The sequence below is a fragment of the Paenibacillus xylanexedens genome (assembly GCF_017874615.1).
Taxonomy (GTDB): Bacteria; Bacillota; Bacilli; order Paenibacillales; family Paenibacillaceae; genus Paenibacillus; species Paenibacillus xylanexedens.
In genome coordinates, this window is record NZ_JAGIKV010000020.1 from 47893 (window position 1) to 67298 (window position 19406).

General features: G+C 45.8%; 11 protein-coding genes and 1 riboswitch. Of the genes, 4 read left to right on the top strand and 7 right to left on the bottom strand.

What is annotated here, in order from left to right; genetic code table 11:
- Positions 1-331: 331 nt before the first annotated feature.
- The gene (locus J2Z28_RS22720) at positions 332-3178 is read right to left on the bottom strand and encodes a PAS domain-containing sensor histidine kinase (RefSeq protein WP_211084399.1); all 2847 of its coding nucleotides are present in this window, start codon (positions 3176-3178) and stop codon (positions 332-334) included.
- Between the two features lie 344 nt (positions 3179-3522).
- On the opposite strand from J2Z28_RS22720, the gene J2Z28_RS22725 reads away from it, so the two are divergent.
- A complete protein-coding gene (locus J2Z28_RS22725; protein WP_211084400.1) occupies positions 3523-4221 on the top strand; it encodes a response regulator transcription factor in 699 nt (232 codons plus the stop codon).
- Positions 4222-4269: 48 nt separating this feature from the next.
- Here the strand turns inward: J2Z28_RS22725 and J2Z28_RS22730 are convergent, their stop codons facing one another.
- Entirely contained in the window at positions 4270-4689 is a 420-nt protein-coding gene (locus J2Z28_RS22730) for a hypothetical protein (protein WP_211084401.1), read from the bottom strand.
- A 242-nt stretch (positions 4690-4931) separates the two neighbouring features.
- On the opposite strand from J2Z28_RS22730, the gene J2Z28_RS22735 reads away from it, so the two are divergent.
- The 3 genes from J2Z28_RS22735 to J2Z28_RS22745 all read left to right on the top strand — a co-directional run bounded on the left by J2Z28_RS22735 (position 4932) and on the right by J2Z28_RS22745 (position 8789).
- A complete protein-coding gene (locus tag J2Z28_RS22735; RefSeq protein ID WP_211084402.1) occupies positions 4932-6074 on the top strand; it encodes a virulence factor in 1143 nt (380 codons plus the stop codon).
- Between the two features lie 147 nt (positions 6075-6221).
- Positions 6222-6437: riboswitch (Lysine riboswitch) on the top strand.
- A 119-nt stretch (positions 6438-6556) separates the two neighbouring features.
- A complete protein-coding gene (locus tag J2Z28_RS22740; RefSeq protein ID WP_211084403.1) occupies positions 6557-8035 on the top strand; it encodes an amino acid permease in 1479 nt (492 codons plus the stop codon).
- Between the two features lie 112 nt (positions 8036-8147).
- Positions 8148-8789 (top strand): class D sortase, encoded by a 642-nt coding sequence (locus J2Z28_RS22745; RefSeq protein ID WP_211084404.1) that lies wholly within the window; start codon positions 8148-8150, stop codon positions 8787-8789.
- Between the two features lie 133 nt (positions 8790-8922).
- On the opposite strand, the gene J2Z28_RS22750 is transcribed toward J2Z28_RS22745, so the two are convergent.
- The 5 genes from J2Z28_RS22750 to J2Z28_RS22770 all read right to left on the bottom strand — a co-directional run bounded on the left by J2Z28_RS22750 (position 8923) and on the right by J2Z28_RS22770 (position 19269).
- A complete protein-coding gene (locus tag J2Z28_RS22750; RefSeq protein ID WP_211084405.1) occupies positions 8923-13434 on the bottom strand; it encodes a collagen binding domain-containing protein in 4512 nt (1503 codons plus the stop codon).
- A 163-nt stretch (positions 13435-13597) separates the two neighbouring features.
- Complete coding sequence (locus J2Z28_RS22755) at positions 13598-14725, bottom strand: transglutaminase domain-containing protein (protein WP_036606951.1); 1128 nt, start codon at positions 14723-14725, stop codon at positions 13598-13600.
- Between the two features lie 201 nt (positions 14726-14926).
- Positions 14927-17320: an S-layer homology domain-containing protein gene (locus tag J2Z28_RS22760; protein ID WP_211084406.1), complete on the bottom strand. Its 2394-nt coding sequence runs from the start codon at positions 17318-17320 to the stop codon at positions 14927-14929.
- A 227-nt stretch (positions 17321-17547) separates the two neighbouring features.
- Complete coding sequence (locus tag J2Z28_RS22765; protein ID WP_342357538.1) at positions 17548-18474, bottom strand: alpha/beta hydrolase; 927 nt, start codon at positions 18472-18474, stop codon at positions 17548-17550.
- A gap of 168 nt (positions 18475-18642) precedes the next feature.
- Positions 18643-19269: a bifunctional 4-hydroxy-2-oxoglutarate aldolase/2-dehydro-3-deoxy-phosphogluconate aldolase gene (locus J2Z28_RS22770; RefSeq protein ID WP_211084407.1), complete on the bottom strand. Its 627-nt coding sequence runs from the start codon at positions 19267-19269 to the stop codon at positions 18643-18645.
- Between the last annotated feature and the right edge of the window lie 137 nt (positions 19270-19406).

Sequence of the window (19406 nt, forward strand, 5' to 3'; positions counted from 1 at the left end):
AACATGTATCTCAATAACTCATGATTCGGATGATGCTCTTCACAACGGCATACAGCACAACCACAGCTGCAACCAGACAGACGATGATGAGTGTTTTCTCTTGTTTACGGAACATATACCTGCCGTCCTCCTTTTGCATGGGATGCAAATTATGGCTCTATAGACAGTTTGCAAAAGAAGTTGTTTTTTTATCCGGGGAAATTGAAAAACAAAAAAAGCCTTTCCCCTTATCACGCTCACGCGCTGAAGGGCAAAGGCTCTATCCGTAGGTCTCGTACATAAACATGGTTCATAAAAAAAGTGAAATACATTTCTTCATCCAATCTTAAATTCACACCAATACGTCCTGCTTGGGCAGTCGGACCTTGAACGTACTTCCTTTGTCCGGTGCAGATATAAAAGTCAGCGTACCCTTGTGATCCTCTACAATTTTACGGGAAATGTACAACCCGATTCCTGTTCCACCAATCTGCCGATGATCCGAATTATCGACCCGATAGAATTTGTTGAACAGCATGTCCTTCTCTTGCTCCGCAATACCTATTCCGTAATCACGCACATCAAGACATAACCATTCCTCTTCTTCCCATAACGTGATATCAATACGATCGGCTCCCGGAGAATACTTGACTGCATTGCCCACCAGATTATGCAGAACCTGAACCATCCTGTTCTGGTCCGCATAAGCAAAAAAGTCTCCATTAAACGTATGCACGTAGATACGTTGGGCAGACTTCATATTCCACTGTTCGGCAACCCCTTCTACCAACTCCACCAGCGGTACATACGTCATGTGGTAAGTCATACCTTCGTTGTCGAGGCGCTGAATATCCAGTACATCATCGAGCAAACTGCTCAGCCGCTTGCCCTCCGAAGAGATGGTCTGCATGAATTCCCGCTGCTGAGCTGCCGGAAGGTCATACATCATCATGAGTTCCACATATCCCATAATGGTGGCTACAGGCGTTCGAAGCTCATGAGATACCACACTGATGAGCTCATTTTTCATCCGATCCAGCCGTTCTTCTCCTGTCCGGTCACGGAACACCAGCAGAAACCCATGGTTTTTACCCGGGACATCCATCTGCTTCATGTACAAGGAAAATACACTTTTATCCACATTATTGAATATAAATTCGGTCTCGATAAACGCCGTTTCTCCATTCAGGAATGCTCTCGTCTGTTCCATCAGATTGAAGTTGTCCGTTAGTACCATCGTATCAATCGCCTGCGCCAAATCCTCAATGGATCTGCCCATAAAATCACCCAAACCAAACATCTCTTCTATCCTTCGGTTGACGATAGTTATGGTCCCTGATCGATCAGACATCACGAGCCCTTCTCGTACGGATTCAATAAATTGCTCACTGATATCTCGCTGTTCCTGGATCGCAATCTTCTCATTGAATAACTCCGAGTTCAGCTTCTCCAGCGCAAGGGCATGACGTACACGATCTTCTTCTGCTCTGGTCCGCTCCGTAATATCCTTAATAAACAGGTTATATAATGTCTCATTTTTGCCCAACTGGATCTCAACAATCTTGTACTCAATCGGAAATACGGAACCATCCCGTCGGATACCTGAAATTTCTTCAACGATGGTGTATCTTTTACCTTCCACATATTCAAATCGCTCCAGCAAATTCTTGATCTCCTTGCAGCTGGCCCCTTGAAAAAGAGAGGGCGCTTCCTTGTGCAGGATCACTTCTTCCCGACGCAATCCAAACATTCTTTCAGCCTCCGGATTAAACTCAACGATCAGCCCATTGGAGTCCACAGCGATAATCGCATCAATAGAGGATTCAATAATGGCACGTTTGACCTCTTCACTATTCTTGAGTTCCTTGGTACGCTCTATGACCCTGTCCTCCAGCGTTAACTTGTCGTGACGAATCTGTTCGAATTGTTCCAACAGCACATCGGACATTTTGCGCAAATTACCAATCAGGATCTGTACTTCGGTTACATGGCTGGTTGGCCATTCCAGCTTCCCATTTCGAAACAGCAGTCTCGGCAGAGAGCCTGTCATTCGGGTCAGTCTTAACAGCGGGCTAACGACCTTACTGCTGAGAGGAGCCGCCACAATCATGGAAGCCACGATGATGATGAACAGGGATTGCAGTGTGGTCAGATAAATCGATTCGATTCGAGGGTAATACTTGGATGAGTCAGTCACAATGAATACCCGATAAGGAGTTAACCTTGTCATTTCTGCTTCAAAGATAAAAGAGGCTTGTTTCCAGTGATTCAATACATCGCTATAATGGATATTTGCGGAACTTAACAGAAAGAGGTTATCCCTTGATTTCAGAAGACGGAATCTGTCCATGTCCAGGTAATCGCCCACCTGTAGTGTATTCAAACCAGAAGCGACCACTGTATCATTGCGATTCAGCAGAATCACATTCACACCCAGTAGATGATGATAACGCGCCATATTCTGATCCATATTCTCGGAGGTAACATACTCTTCATCAAGATCCTGAACAACCGCAGTTGCTGCATATTTCATATCACGTAATATGGCATCATTCATTTGACCCAATTGTCTGCGGCTATCTGCGGATAACAGTACGAGAGAAACAAATACCACAAAGGCGACTACGTATTTAAACGCAATTCTTGTTAATGGAATGGTTCCCATCCGCTTGGATTTGTGTTCACCCGTGGTGATCCAGAAATCAACTACAATTCCCGCAATCAGCGCATTCACCATACCAATCACAGCAATATACATATACTCATACTTCACATCGTCTATATTCATACCCAACATAAAATGCCCGGCATAGATAACAGGAAATAACATCACTACCCAAAAGACAGCATCAGCCTTGATTAAGCTGCCATTCTTCCAACGGCTCCGCCAAACGAGCATCCAGATTAATTCCATGAAATGAGCAAGCATTATAGATAAATTGTGCGGCTGGAAGCCAACAAAGACGGTATTCAGCAGATGGATGACTGTGAGGGTGACAAATCCATAGCTGGCCCCATGCAAACGTAGAGCAACGAGTACTGCCGCGCTACCAATCATAAACTGTACACCATAGAATAAAGTAAACGGAAAAATAGTGCTTAGTGAGCCCAAAATGATCAGAATGCTAGTCCCAATCCAGGGTATTCTCAGCTTCAACACGACCCAATCCAGCATAAGTCTTACCTTTATACGATCCATAAGCAGTTGCCCTCATGGACCATTTTTTCTTCTGTTTTCAACAACAACGTTGGTTCCCCCTATAAACTTAAGCGGATACAATATTACTTTTTTCCCCTTAACTCGTTCTGATCCATTATACTGTAATTAGTACTTGGTGTAGCTTTGGGAAATTCTGATCGATCGGCAACCAAACTACATTTATGCTAGAATATTGAAGTTCATTCAAAAAGCGTATTCTTTCTCTACATATACATCCTATATTTTGGGATAGAAACATTAAAAAATTTGCGGCATTTATTCGCAATTCACCTTGTTTTTTTAGCATTTTCTTAACATATTATTTTCACCAGGAGTGTGACCCTATGACTATCAAAGTACTTCTTATAGAAGATGAGAAAAATCTAGCCGACATGATTGCTTTCTTTCTTGAGGAGGAAGGATACATCACTGAACGGGTTCATCATGCCCGCGAGGCACTTCAACTGTTTCCACAATTCCAGCCGGATATTGTTGTAACGGATCTCATGCTTCCTGAAATGGATGGAAATGATCTCGTAGAAGCCTTTCGCCAGCACTCCACTGTGCCCATTCTGATGATCTCGGCAAGCACCATGCTGAATGATCGACTTCGCGCATTGCATAATGGTGCGGATGACTTTCTGTGCAAACCATTTAGTTTGAAAGAGTTGGATGCCCGGATTAAAGCACTGCTGCGAAGATCAATCATTTCCTATCAGGATAAACTGGTAAAAGAAGACAAGCAGGCAGAGATTACTGGACATGTGAATGTGAATGAATACAGGAGAACTCTGTTTGTGGATGGCGTTGAAATCGAGGTCACTCATATTGAGTTTGAGATTATGAAGGAATTGTACCGAAATCCGGGTAAAGTGTTCACCCGCAATGAACTGATGGATAGGATCAAAGGGTCCGAACGCGCCTATCTGGATCGTACTATTGATGTTCATATCTCAAGTCTGCGTAAAAAAATTGAGCCTGACCCCAAGAACCCACGTTATATTAAGACGGTTTGGGGAACAGGCTATAAATATGTGATCTAATACGTTCGTAACAATTGAAAGTTAAACACCTTTGGCCATATCCCTCTTTTATCTCATGGATAAGATGTGCGGTATGGCTATTTCTGATTTATGGATAGACGAAGAATGAAACCAATTTTCCATATCCTTGATGAGTTGATTCGGGTCTTGCTCGTTCCAAAGAATCATCTTCATCTCACCTGTACCTGTAATCTGTTGCAGGTGACGCTTCCGAATAAGGGATTTGAAATCCGTAATGACCAGTAACGGAAGTTGTGGCATAAAAGCCCGAATGGCATTTGCTGCTGACACCGCTTCTTCGGCAACCTGATAATCAACAATACAATAACGGGCATTTTCCCAACTTCCCCGATGTGTTTCTATCGCAGAACCAGATGTTGAGTCCTCAATCCAGTTCCTGAACAATTGAATAATATTCTCATATGCAATATGACGTTTTCCATCCGAGAGCACGGTAATGGGTTCCATAGGTATAACCTCCAGTTGATTCTTATCTTTATTGTGACAATTTTCGTTTAAAAATGTTTGTGCGTGAACATGAAAGAAGTGTTAACAAATTTCGTACTTCTTCACATTAAGTGTTAGAAACGTCCACTTCACTTCTGGATGATTTCGCAGATTCCACACATTGATGTAAAATAGAGAAATACCCGTGTGATTAAAATTACGGGAAGATAAAGATGAATCTGGTATTATAGGAGGTTACATTGATGAATATTGTTTCCATTGAACCAACACCGAGTCCAAATACGATGATGCTACATCTCGATGAACGTCTGGAGGACGGAATTCGCAAAACATATACACTGGACAACGAACGATCTGCTCCGGCGTTCATTCGCCAGATGCTTCATATTCCCGGTGTAAAGAGTGTGTTCCACACAACAGACTTTGTCGCACTTGATCGTAAAGGGAATGCCGATTGGTCCGTTATCTTGGGTGAAGTCCAAAATCGCCTTGGACAGCAAGGCATTGATCTGGACTGGATTGAATCCGAAGATGGTTCAGGCGAGCACTTCGGAGAAGCACAGGTATTTGTACAATTCTTCCGAGGCGTACCGATGCAAATCAGGGTCAAGGCCGGGGTCAAGGAAGAACGAATCTCGTTGTCAGACCGCTTTGTCAAAGCCGTAACAGAAGTCGCCAGTGCAACGATGATCAAAGAACGTAAACTGAGTGATTACGGTGTTCGATATGGTGAATTGCCTGATATTGCACGTGAAGTCGAGCAGGAATTGGAAGCCGCTTACCCGTCGGAACGGCTGGAGCAAGTCATTAAACAGGCCATTGAACATGGTACCAAATCCGAAGAGTTCGTCGAGCGCCGCCGTGAATTGGATGGAGCCGAACTTGAAGAGGCTCTGCGAAACGAAGACTGGAATGTTCGCTATGCGGCATTTGACAGTATGGAGCCTACGGCAGAAAGACTGCCTCTCGTAGCCCATGCCCTGCATGACAACAAAATGCAGATCCGTCGCTTGGCTGTCGTATACCTGGGTGACATTCGTACACCGGAAGCGATGGAATTGCTGTATGAAGCACTTCAGGACAGTTCTCCTGCGGTACGCCGGACTGCCGGGGATACCTTGTCTGATATCGGTGATCCTGCCGCCACTCCAGCCATGACAGCAACGTTATCCGATAAAAGTAAACTTGTACGCTGGCGTGCAGCACGTTTTCTCTATGAGGTCGGAACCGAAGAAGCAGAGCAAGCGTTGCGAGTTGCAGCCGATGATCCTGAATTTGAAGTCAGCCTGCAGGCGAAGATGGCTCTGGAGCGAATCGAGTCCGGCGAACAAGCTGCTGGAACGGTATGGCAGCAGATGGCTGGTCGTAACAAAAAAGAGGAATAGTCATCTCTCAGACCTCACATCCAACAATTGTTATTGCACTGGAAAACCATGCGCGTTATACTGATTGTCTGTTTACTAAACAAGACACACGGTGTTAAGTTGTGTTGTTCATAATTTCATAGACAATAGATACACCTCATCCATTGATGGTGAGGTAGAGGTCGCGGGTGCGATCAGTACGCTGAAGGAGGCGCTAAGGAGCCGCTTACGATATCAGCCGAAAGGTGTACCCGCCGAAGCTCGCTGGACGTTCCTTACACGGTCCGGTGGGCTGGGGCTGCTGTCGAAAGGCGCAGAACTGTCACGGAAGTACATTTCCTTTATATAAAGGTATGAATTCTTCTGTGTTGAGCTATCTTAATCATCTGGGACATGGTGCGGACATTGAAATATTAAAGACCGCAGGCTGATGCCTGTGGTCTTTTTGTTTTTATGAATTCAAGTATCGCAAACATCAGTATATCGAATGAAGGAGTGTTTCCATGCAAGACCGCAGTAACCCAACAACAACTGGACCTTCCCTGAAAAAAGGATTACGCGCACGCCATATGACGATGATCGCCCTCGGTGGCTCGATTGGTACCGGGTTGTTTCTCGCAAGTGGTACCGCCATCTCTACCGCAGGCCCTGGTGGAGCATTAATTGCCTATGTGGCCGTTGGCATCATGGTTTATTTCCTAATGACCAGCCTTGGTGAGCTTGCTACCTTTATGCCGGACTCCGGTTCATTTAATACGTATGCCGCACGTTTTGTCGATCCTGCTCTCGGGTTCGCCATGGGCTGGAACTTTTGGTACAACTGGGCGGTAACCATTGCAGCAGAGCTTGCTGCCGCTACTGTACTCATTAAATACTGGTTCCCCGACAGTTCATCCATGTTATGGAGCTTATTGTTCCTCGTGCTGATCTTTTCCTTGAACGTGTTGTCTGTTAAAGGCTATGGAGAGTCCGAGTACTGGTTCGCCATTATCAAAGTCGCTACTGTTATCATCTTCCTGGCTGTTGGTGTGCTCATGATCTTTGGTATTATGGGCGGAGAAGCCGTTGGTTTCAGTAACTTCACCATCGGTGATGCGCCCATCCATGGCGGATTCTTCGCTGTGTTAGGTGTGTTCATGGCTGCTGGATTCTCATTCCAAGGTACCGAGCTTATCGGGGTAGCCGCCGGTGAAAGTGAAAACCCGCGCGAAAATGTACCTCGTGCAATTCGTCAGGTATTTTGGCGCATTCTGATTTTTTACATCTTGGCGATTACCGTGATCAGTCTGATCATCCCGTATACGCATCCGAATCTGCTCAAAGGTGACCTGGAGAATATCGGTGTCAGCCCGTTCACACTGGTGTTTGAGAAAGCAGGCCTCGCCATTGCAGCTTCCGTGATGAATGCCGTTATTTTAACCTCTGTACTCTCAGCCGGTAACTCAGGCATGTACGCTTCAAGCCGGGTTCTCTATGCCCTTGCCAGAGACGGTAAAGCCCCTCGTTTCCTCGGCAAGTTGAACAAAAAGGGGATTCCAATGAATGCACTTTTGCTTACAACAGCCGTTGGTATGTTGGCGTTCCTTGCCTCCCTGTTCGGCGATGGGATTGTGTACACGTGGTTGCTGAATGCATCCGGTATGTGTGGTTTTATCACTTGGCTGGGTATCGCTATCAGTCATTATCGCTTCCGTCGTGCATACGTTGCACAAGGCAGGGATCTGAGCGATCTGCCTTACCGTGCACGCTGGTTCCCGTTTGGGCCCATCTTCGCTTTTGTCCTGTGTATCATCGTGATCATCGGACAGAACTACCAGGCATTCACGGGTGATCAGATCGACTGGAGTGGAGCCATCGTTGCCTACCTGAGCGTCCCCCTGTTCCTGGTGTTGTGGCTCGGTTACAAATGGATCAAAAAGACCAAAGTGGTGCCGCTGCAGGAATGTGACTTCACACCTACCGATTCACCAACTGATAAATAATAGCTCGAACATTTCTGTACATCCTTTCGTCCCTGTCCATATTTTGTATAGATCCGTAAGTAGAATAGAGAAAGGTATACTATTTTTCTTGGACAACGGGAGTTGATGTATAATGAAAAAATTCTCTATTCTGCTCGTTCTACTGGGCATCCTGATCATCAGCTTTCCTTTCCTGCGGGAAACGTATTATGACTGGCAGCAAACCCGTGTCATGAACGATCTGGAGCAATTGCAAAACGGCTTGTCTAAGCTTAATCACTCCTTCGAACAAGGCATACAGGATGCAGCTTCTGCCGAGCCGACTACTGATAATAAAGGTACAGTGCAAGAGGCCTCCTCGGATACGTTGGGGGTGTTATCGATTGACAAGATTGATGTCCGCTTACCGATTCTGGAGGGTGCAACGGAAGCCAACATGAAGGTAGCTGCAACCCATCTTGTCGAAACCACCCGTATCGGGAACAAAGGTAATGCTGCGATAGCCGCTCATCGCGCCCACAAAAAAGGACGACTGTTCAATCGTCTGGGAGAACTCCAGATTGGTGATTCAATGGAAGTTACCCTGGCAGATCGAACGATTATCCAATACAAGGTAGATCAGATATCCGTTGTGGAGCCAACTGACTTATCTGTGCTGGAGGATCCCGGGCTTGGACAGGTCCTTACCTTGATTACCTGTGATCCACTCGTCAATCCAACACATCGGCTAATTGTAAGAGCTATTGAAGTGAATCCGGAGGTTGCCGGATTTTGATATTCCCTAAGGTTCAGCTGAAATAAAATAAAACACCCTCTAGTATGTTCACATGATGACTCTGAGTCACTTGTGAAAGCTAGAGGGTGTTTTTTATCCAAATATGATCTGTTCCTGCATTACATGCTGCGATCTAGCGTTGCAGCTGTTGTCTGCGGCGGAAGTACATGAATCCCGCGCTGCCTAGCGCCATCAGCATCATGCCAACAGCAGTGTAAGCCATTGTGCTCTCTTCACCTGTTTGTGGCAGCATTCCCTGAGATCCAGAATTTCCGTTTGGCTGTGATGCAGAATTTCCATTGCCCTGTGATCCATCTGTATCCGTTCCAGCAGGAGGTGCAAGCGCACCATCCCCATCAGGTGCACCTGTATCCCCAACTGGAGGTGCAGTATCGTCACCGTTGGAATCGCCTGGTGTCGGTGTCACTCCCCCGGAATCTTCATCTGTCGGACTTTCGGTTCCACCCCCAGACTCTGTAGGTTCAGTTACAACCGTGCCTGGAACCGACGGATTTGGTTTTCCTGGTTCCGGAGTTACTGGTTTCTCTGGATCTGGTGTTACACCCGTAGTAGGTGTTCCCGGATTATAAGGTCCACTAGACCCACCACCCGATACCGGGATAGCCTGATTTGTTTTTTCCACAACTACAGCTTCAGTTTGTATGTTCGTAATTTCAAATGGTACGGGTGTTGTTTCCAACATGTATCCGTTAGGCGCTTTTATTTCAACCAACTGATATTTATTGATATCCAAGCCTTCAAGTACAATTTCACCTTGTTGATTGGTTGTCAATGTAGCTTCATCTAGACCTGTTACCTTGTGGAACTCCCAATTCCCATTTGCATCCATCAATGCAGTTTGAGCTCGTAATTCAAATACAGCTCCTTGAAGGTGCTGAGTTCGACCCGCATTGGTTTTAATCAATTTCACAGAACGATCATTTTTTTTATTTTCAATGGTTATTTGAGTTTCCGGTTTGATAATAGATACAAGGGTCTCCGGCTGTTCAATAACAAAGCCTTCTGCCTTGGTCTCTACCAATGTATATGAACCATAGTCCAAACCATCGAATTCAATGACCCCATTTAGGTCGGTTACTTTTGTATCGATGACAATGTTGGAACGATCACGCAATTCGAATTCAATTCCGCTTAATACGGACTTATCCTTGGCATTTACTTTGGTAACGACAAGTTTACCACCTGCACCCATTGCATTAGACTTCGTCAATGTAATACTCTCCGTCTGATTCTCTACAATCGTGAACGGAATTGATGTAGCATCCAATTGATAAAACTCAGGTGCCACGACTTCTACCAGCTCATAATCCCCTGGCAACAGTCCACCTTTGGCGATCTTTCCATCTTCCCCTGTCGTTAACTCATCGATTTTCTCTCGCGTTGCGCCGTCCTTGGAGTACAATTCGAAAGTTGCACCCTTAAGTGTCTTGGAAGAGTCCACCGCATCTACCTTGGTTAATTCGAATCCTTGACGAATCTTTTTATTTTCAATTTCAAAAGCGATATCCGCATCCTTAAACTCAATCGTTTTACCTGAGGCAGAGCCATATTCAGGATCAACCAAATATCCTGCCGGTGCAGATAATTCTTTTAACTTATAAGGTACACCGTTGGTTAGATTGTTTAATCGATAGTTTCTGGAGCTTTCAGCCACACCATTCTCGTCCGTTGGTTCCAAGGTTTCCAGAAGCGTAGTTCCAGACGCATTATAGATTGCAAATATTGCACCACCCAGCGGAACTCCTGTATCACTGACTTTGTGAATTCTGATTTTGCCCAGACCTGTAGAGGCTCCTCCACCTGCTCCAGCCAAGGAAACTTTGATTCCCGACTGATTACCTTCCCCGATTACCGAGGAAGATTGGCCTGCAAATTCAACCTTATTCTCAATTCGGGCGCCATGATCGGCATTAATATAAGACTGATATTCCAAAATGAATGCGGTATGGATATCTTTCTTGAAGGTAAAGGTAAATGTATTGCCCTCTACATTCAATTCATAATCAGCCGGATCAACAAGTCCAGCTTTGGTGGATACATTGCCTGAATTGTTGGCAGGTAAATTGGTTGCATATAATTTCAATGAATCAGCCAATAAAATCTGGTTCTCTGACAAGGTATCTGTTAATTGAGTACCCGCAGGAACAAAAGATTGACTTGGATTGATATTTACCGTCCATGATGCTTTATCCGTTGTACCTTCTTGTTTCCCTGCTTTGCGCACGTATACACCACCGTTGGCAGGTGTAACACTGGCTGATCTATTAAATCGTATTGCACCACCCTCACCATCCGTCAGAACAGCCTGGTTGGCATATGCGCCTGCGACAGAATATGGTCCATCCAGACTTGTTTGGTACTGAATGCGATAAGCCATTTTGCCCATGTTACCCAGATCCAACGCAAAACCTTTACCGTCCGGGTTCAGCTGGAATTGACCAGGTGTGAGCAGAACCTCGCTACCTACAGCAGTAACATTATTGGCTCCCTGCAACTCTAACTCATGAACTTTCAATGAGCCGTCCACGAAAGATTGGTCTCCAGTGTACGCATCCTTAAGGATTGCGTCCTGAATATCAAACAAATTGTAGTTTACATCGATTGTCCAGGTGATCTTTTTATCTTTGGCGCTATATTCACCCTTTTTGTTACCATTTTGAATTGTGTAGTCTTGCGGTTTGACCGCAGCAGATTTGGTAATCGCAGTCTGTTTTACATCAGACTCTTCCCAATCGATCTTGGCTGAGTTGCGATATTCATCATTCGTTGGCATACCCGCTGTGGGATCGAAGCTTGTCTTATAAGTAATAACATGCTCCGTACTGAGCGTTACGCCGTCCTTCAAGCGAAGTGAGAATCCTTTTTCATACGTTGGATCAGCCGGGTCTGGAGTCAGTTCAAAGTCGCCTTTGTTAACACCACTCACTTGAAGACTACCCGGAATCAGTTTCATATGTCTGCCTTCGTAATTGTCGGTGATGACGATATCCGTCATGTCCTGCAAATCACGGTTCAAAACAATCTGCCATTCGATTTCTTTTGTGTTGAAATTTTCACTTTTTACACTCTTTGCAAAAATGACTTCCTGAATGTCTCTTCGGCCTGTTTTGGAAGTACCATCATACATGTTCACTGTGTTCGTAATGGTGTCGTTTGTATAAACACGATGAATAGATTGAGTATCATATTCGATCTCATAGGCCTTTGTAATATCATTCTTAAAATGTAATTTGAAGCCATCATCGAACCCTGTACCCATCGCTTCGAGTGTGTATTCATTCGGATTGATCAGTGTTCTGTTCGAAGCCGCTCCACTTGCATTAATGTCCACTTGATACACTTTGACGGAATTGTTGATCAGTTGCTGTTTTGCCGTATCAAAGCGGTCTTCAATCCATGCATTCGTTTGCATAATTTCTTGCTGATTGTAGTTATATTGCACTTTCCATGTGATCGTCTGTGTCACCGGATCATACGCACTATCTTGCCCTGATTTGTTCAAAGGCTCATTAAAACTCACACGAACTCGGCCAATATCTGTTTCGTTGTGCTCGCTCTGATCCGTTGTAAGCGCAACCTGGTTTTGATACTCCACGTTGGTGAACGGAGCAGTGGTTGGTGCTTTAACACTTGTCGTATAGGTAACACGATAGGCCTTATCTGTATCTCCCAATTGAATTGGAAACTGTGGTTCCGTTTGAACTACTGGGCCTTCTTTAACAGATCCATTCAATTGCACTTCCAATTCGCGAATTTCGATATTGCCCTTGAGCTCAAGCTCTGCTGGGAACGTGTCTGCAAGAACAGCATTTTTCATAGCCTTCTCGCCTTGGTTAAAATCCACGGTCCATTTAATTTCATCCGAGTTGAAGTTGTCTTTGTTTGCGCTTCCCGATTTCTTCAACTTATCTACGGCTGTGTTGGCAAAATGTACATCAATGATGCCCTGCCCTACGGAACTAAAGTCTATCTCCTGTTTCAAGCCATCTTCCATCTTGCTCTCATCGAACTTAATCCACACGTAGAAGTTGCCTTCCAGCTTCGCATGCTCGATCAGTTCATTAAAGGTAAAGATGATTGTGCCATCTGGATTCACCACATACTCCCCAACACCACCATCCAGATTACCCTTAAGCTGCGATCCGATGATGAATTTATCGGGCAAGTTAAAGGTGAACGTAGAGCCATCGCTGTAGTTGTGGTTGTCATCTGCAAGTCCCCATGTAAAGACTACAGCCACCTCATCCTGGATGCGTGGTCGAATATCCTCGATTTTATCTCCTTTGACTTCAATCGTGCCATTCCCGTTGTCTTCTGGTGCCTGATTGTACATCTGCACACTGGTAATCAATTGATCTGTAATTACCGGACCTGCAGCTGCGATTGCTAAACTGCTCTGGTTGAGGTTTCCCTCCCCCTCTTCTTCCGGAGTGGCAGCAACGTCAACGTTGTTGACCTCTTCCGAACTTGCCAAACCTTCTTCTGATGCTGTATCGCTGATTGCACTGGCTGGCAAATTAGTTAATTCATCCTGAGCATGCATTGTTGGTGTAAATATCCAACCCTGCATCATTTGCGTGACCAGTAACAGAGCAATGATCACTATGCTCACTTTTTTCCTCATTTTTTGCATATCCTCCTCGTACGTAGTGTTGGCATACGCCGAAGATTAGAATAGCAAAGCGACATATACAAAAAATAGACAACACTAAAATCCTCGCTTTTGAACGCAAAATTGAACGCAAAAAAGGATACTCCTCAATCGGAGCATCCTGTTCAAACGGTTGTTACAGTGTCCAGTTAATTTTGACGCGCAGATCCGTAGTACCTTCCATTTTGGATACATAATAAGATATCGATTTCATGCCAAGCTGGTACAAATCCTGCAAATCTTCAATCAGTCCAGCCTCCGTACCCTTGTACCTGAACGTGAGCGAGGTTCCGCCTTCCTTCAGCTTACTCTGAACTTTGGTCTTCAGCGCAGCATGGCCTTTAACGGCATCCTGTTCGTCATACAGTGAATAGTCCAGAGCATGGTACAGCTTCTGATATGCGGCTTTTTTGCTATCTCCGGCCTTCACCAGCTTTAATAAAGCTTCTCGATATGGGGCTGGCGCAGCGGGGTACTTGCTTTTGCCTGTCCAGATATGGTCACGTGCCATCTCATCATCACTCAGCAAATAGTAGCTGTGGCTAACCTTACCTTTGCGGTCAGGGGTAGGATCATCCCAAGTGGTGTCCATGTGATACCACTTGCCGTCCAGGTTCACGATATTCCAGGCATGAAGCTGCCCCCCTGCTGTACCTTCCACAATCCGGTTATCGATACCTACTCGCTCCAGCATCCGATAAGCCAACAGTGAATATCCCTGACAGACGGTACTGCCTGTAACAAGCCCGTCGTAGGCCGTATATTTCTTCAACGAAGTATCGTAGGAAAGGTTAAGTACAATCCAGTCATGGATGACCTTGACCTTCTCATGATCCGTCATACCTGGTTTGATGATTTCTTTCAACACATTCGTGACTTTACGATTCACATAATCGGTCTGCTCCTTGGTCTCCCGATAGGAGAGAGTCACATGCACCTCGGCCGACACATTGGAGCCTTTATAATTAAATGCATAACTTTTAACGGTATATTGGATATAAGGGTCACTCTTCATTGCCTCATCGATGGAGGTTTGTAATTGTTTTTTGAGGCCTTTCACATTGCCTTTGTATGTAAAAACAAGTTCCTCCGTTCGCTGTGACATTGCGGTAAGCAAGGTCTGGCGCAAATCTGTTGCTGTGGATATATCTGATGTCCCTGATGCAGCATACAGTTGATCCAGATCAACCGTACGTGGTAACGCTACAGCAATCAGACAGCCTGCCAGCAGTATGGTGATAATTCGTTTCCCGTTCTTACCCATGAAAGGAACCCACCCTTCTTTGCAAAGTTCTCACGCCCTATTGTATCACAAAAGGCTCTGTCGTCATTCTTCTAGTTTTGTCAAAGCAAATCAAAAGAGACCTTCTATGGAAGGTCCCTTTCATCTTCAGTTCAATAAATCACGACTACCCGTTATCTTCATCCTATGATTCGTTTGGTCACGATATGAGTGATTCCTCGTCTAATACAGGCGATTACCACTCATAAACGTATCTGTCTTACCTTGAAGCTTCGCCAGCCGTTCCAATACTTGTGACGCTTCAGCTACCGTCACTTTGCGTGAAGGCATGAATCGTCCTTCAATCGAAGGAAGCAATCCCAGCTTCAGACTCAGGGAGACCGCTCCCTTACTTGTAATGGCACTGGCATCCGCAATGTTGGGAAGATCGGATGGCAACGTATAGAATCCGGCCAGCTTCTCATAGCGTAAGATACGTACAAGCAGCACTGCCAATTCTTCACGTGTCATCTCTTCCTGCGGATTCAAATTCTGTTCAGGGTCCGCTCCGGCAAGCCAGCGCTGATCGATTAATGCCCGAACTGCCTTATAATACGGGCTGTCAGGTTTCACATCAGCGTATAACTTGTCATCTCCGTCCCCACTGTAGTACAGATCCATATTTGGATTAATCGCTCTTGCCAGATAGTTAAACCAATCTCCCCGGGTGATCACACGATCCGGGAATACGCGTCCCTGCTCATCAGCAAGCAATACGCCATGCTGTGTCATATTGCGTAGAGCTGCTTCGGCCACATGACCCAAGATATCCGTAGGTTCAGCCTTGGTTGCAGAGCTTGTGTCCCCGTATAAAAGCTTCCACTCTCCTGTGTTCGCATCCAGCGCTTCATAGTTGCCATAGATCGAATTCTCATCACGTGTAGGCATATAAGCAAGATTCACCCCCGCTGGGATGACTTGACCACCGTTCATACCATATCCGCCATAACGGGAATATGCGAGGATCAGCTTGAACTCCTCCAGATAGAGTGCCTTGGCCTCTTCATAACTGATAGCAGGCTTAACAACTGCCGGCAGTTGTTCAGGCGTTGCCGCAATACGCGTATAGAACTCGTTAATCGTCCCGTTGTTCAACACCTGTACTTGTGCCGTATCTTCCTTAACTGGAATTCCGTTCAGATAACGCTGGAACAAAAATGTGCGAGCATCATCCACTTCAATCACGTTAGCCAGTCGGAACTGCTCCGTTGCGTCTGGAACTAGCGAAATCACCGTGTCCATCGCCAGTTTCTCAGCCTGCTTCCGGGTTACCAATTTGCCTGCCTTCTCCTCAGCCGGCTTCTCCTGTTCCATCTCCGGTCCCATTCGTTGCATCATCGTATAACTGTAGATCTGCCCGGTAACTGCATCTACCTGTGCTGAGATATCCCGCATGAACATATAGGACATATTGGCACTTCGATCACTCCAGCTCAGACTCCACACCTGATTGTTCGGACTTGAGTAATATCCCTTGCCCAGCTGGCTATGTTCAAGCTTATAACCTTTGGGAATATCAAAGTTTGTCGCGACCCGATTGGCGGCCTGCTGCACATTTAACCTCGTACCATTGGCCGGGACAAAAGGCGTTACATCACCTTTTAACTTCTTATCCTGCTGCAAAGAATCTTCATCTACAGCTTTACCTGTTAATGTATTAATCCGTTCCAACGTATTGGCTTCAATCGGAATGATACTGATATTTTTTGGTGTATATGCAAGGTAATACTGCTGACCCTGTTTGGAAGATAGACGATCTTTGGCGATATAAGCCAGTTCCACATCGAACTGTTCTTCAAACTGCTGTCTGGCCTTCTCTTCTGAAGCTGCCGGTTTCGATGAGGGATACTTGGCTTCGATAGTACCTCGTGAGTAACCTGTCACCAAACCACTTTCATCCACATTAATGTAGACTGTCTCTGCATCAGATAACAATCCATCATGTTTTAACTGGTACCCGTATCGATACTCTGTTCTGCCAAACAATGACTCTTGTTCAATGGAAGAATACAGATCTCCAAGCGGAGCATATTCACTTTCCTTTAGACCTGGAATCGCTTGGTACAACAATGCCACGGCCTTTTCTTCAGCTTGAGCTTTGGTTAACTTCACATCTGATTCCGAGACATGTTTATCCAGGATATCCGACGGCAAATGTACACTTAACACTTCCCCTGTGCCTGCATGTACAGTTCCACTGAATCCCGACGTATGATTACCTTGTGTAATCTGAAACCCGATCTCCCACGCCTTGTAGTCTGGCGGTGGATAGGAATTAGGTGAATCGAATCGTGCAGATGAGATCGTTGCTTTTTTTAATAATGGAAATAATTTCAGTATATTTTCACTGGCTTGCCTGGATGAGATTTTCGCTCCCTCAGGCACGTCATTGCTCGTTGCGTCTAGTTGTTCATTTTCCCCCGTTGTCGCTTCGGTCAACTGCTCTGCTTGCGCGGCTGATGCACTGCCTGCAAAACCTGGTGTTTGCGAAGCAAGCAGCAGTGTTGCCATCGCTGCGGTTGTTGCTTTGGTTGCGAACATTTTCAAACGTAGATTAAACTTCCAATTCAAACTCAAATCTGGACCTCTCCCTTCAATTTCATACAAAGAAGCATAACAAATAACCTCGCATGAATATTGCCAGTCTATTCTATGATACCATAAGCTTCCTTTTTAATCGTCGTTTTCGGGGCAATTTTACAAATGTGAATTTCTGCATATTGCTAATAACAGCAAAAAAAACGCCAATTACGTTGGCGTTTCCTCTGTTAGCCTGCACTCTTATGTAGGCTGAATCTACCTTGTCAACTACTCGCTTTAGACGAATCGTTCAACTTCGCCTGACCTTGGACATGGGTTTTCAAAAATGGAATAACGGTGTCCCAGAAGGCGGGATCTTCCTCGGAACAACTGTGTCCTCCGCTGTTGACCCATAGATGTTCAACAGGCGGATCGGCTTTGGACATAAAATATTCAAGCTCACTCGGGGGAATGAAATTATCTCCCTTGGAGTGCACCATAAGCATCGGCAGTTGCATCCCCCTGCGCCGTTCATTCAGCATGATCACCGGATCACGCTGACGATAAGATTTCAGAGATTCACCCAGTCGCCAGAACCAGATTCTCGGAATTAACTGGGCCAGTGGAAACAAGGGCAGACGCCGGCGTCTCAGCTCTGAACTGACGATTACCTCAAATTGCGATGGCATCGAGTCCGTAATCACTGCTGATACAGGAATTCCCTCCGTCACTGCAAGAATCGTACCCAGTCCCCCCAAAGAATGTCCAAGTACTCCGATGGCATCTGCATCAATCTCCGGTCGTGCGGTCGTATACTGCAATGCCGCCAGCAGATCATCCCGGAACAAATAGGCAGATGCAGCACGTACCTGATCACTGGCCCCATGACTACGCACATCATACATAAATAAGGCATATCCTGCTTCCCAGATCGGACGTGCGTAACGAAGAACACGGGAGCGATTGGAGCCCCAGCCATGTGCAATAATAACGAGCGGCCATGGTTTCGAAATGTCGGCTCTGGCCGGGATGAACCAGCCATGCACCCGACCTCCCCCACTGTCAAAGGTCACATCCTCAAATGGCATTGGGGGTGTGAGTGTGATTGGAATCTTCTTGGGTGTCTGGCTCTTTACCGCTGCCTTCCATAAACCACCTGCCGTTACTGCGGCCACGGCGAGCATGCCGCCTATCATTGTTTTAGCTTTCACAGGGCATCTCTCCTCTCCGAATTCTGGCATACATCCATCATAAAACAATAGAATGAACGGCACGTTAAGCGACATGGGTTTTTATGATAAAGATTGATCCAACAATTAATCTAAAGGCACCTTCATATATATGCCCAAATATACATATCCCTCATCTAACGCTGGTGCCTAGTCTTCGGCTGCTTCCACAAATCTCCGTGCACAAGCTGCAATCCGCTCATGATCTCCTGCTACAAGAGCTTCTCGTGGTAAAAGTGCACTTCCCAGACCCACTGCAGCTGCGCCTGCTGCATAATAATCAGCAATATTCTCCAGTGTGGCACCACCTGTTGCCAGCAGTGGAATATGATTCAGTGGAGCTTTGATCTCCCGCAGATACGGTATACCCAGACTCGCCATCGGAAACAACTTTACAACTCGTGCTCCCGCTTCATGGGCAGCGACAATCTCCGTAGGTGTCATGGCTCCAGGCCAGATCTCGACACCATGTTCTACAGCATATTCAATGACAGACAGATCGACATTGGGAGACACCAGAAATTGTGCACCTGCAGCGACGGCTTCCTTCGCCATCTGCACATTCAGTACCGTACCCGCTCCAACATAAGCCTTTCCTTCATGCCGCTCACGCCAGTCTGCAATAATATCATGTGCTCCAGGTGTGTTCAGTGTGACTTCCATCAGTCGGATGCCACCACCTGTCATACCTTGTCCAGCTGTTACTGCCGCTTCGCGGCTTATACCGCGCACAATCGCGACCAGCCTCGACTCCAATAGTACTTCCGTCAAATTCATATCCAGTTCCCCTTGATTCATCAATTCGGCAGCCGAAGACAGGCAATCATCGTCACCGCTTTTCCGTTATTCATTATTGTAAAGCATATCCTCTCCTGGATGAAATCATTTGATCCAATATTCACTTCTTCCTTTTA